We start from the raw sequence: 646 nt of genomic DNA on the forward strand, positions 1-646 counted from the left end.
AGACCCCCGACTACGACCAGGACTTCAAGAACCTGATCGTCGACTACCCCCGTGAGGCGATCGCCTTTTTCGCCAGCCAGGAGGCGGTACGCCTCGATGAATCCGTGCGCGTGCTCCCCATCCGTCAGGAACAGCTCAAGGAGCGGCTGCGTCACCACTACCGGGCCCTCGACACCCCACTGCACATCGAGTGGTCGAACGGCGAGCGCGAGGTGCTGGCCTTCGCCTTCGAGGAGGAGACCCGGGCCGAACGCTTCGACATCCACCGGCTGATTCATTACTGCACCGACCTCTCGCAGATGCTCGGCACAACACGGATCGTGCCGGTGGTCATCTTCCTCTCCGCGCGTCCGGTGCCCACACGGCTTGAGCTTGCCGGGGATCAGCACACGTACCTGAGCTTCCAGTACCTTTACTGGCAGGCCGGAGCCGAGTCGTACCGGCAGCATTTGGACAGCAGCAACATCGTCGCCCGCCTGTGCCTGCCGCTGATGCACTGGGAAGGCACCGACGAGAAGCTCGAAGCCCGCGCCAGTGCACTGCAGGGGCTTGAGACCCTGGAGCCGGACCCGAACAAGCGGCTCAAGTATGCGGATTTCGTCGACAACTACGCGCAGCTCGATGAAAATGAACAGGAACTGTTCAG

The 646-nt window shown here is 62.7% G+C and carries 1 protein-coding gene; it reads left to right on the plus strand.

All coding sequences use genetic code 11. The annotated features are described in order from the left end of the window. Window positions 1-646, plus strand: a 646-nt coding sequence (locus LRG07_RS13770; protein WP_238642766.1) for a hypothetical protein, incomplete at both ends; no start/stop codon positions are given.

This window comes from Halorhodospira sp. 9622 (genome assembly GCF_022228025.1).
In the GTDB taxonomy this organism is placed as follows: domain Bacteria; phylum Pseudomonadota; class Gammaproteobacteria; order Nitrococcales; family Halorhodospiraceae; genus Halorhodospira; species Halorhodospira halophila_A.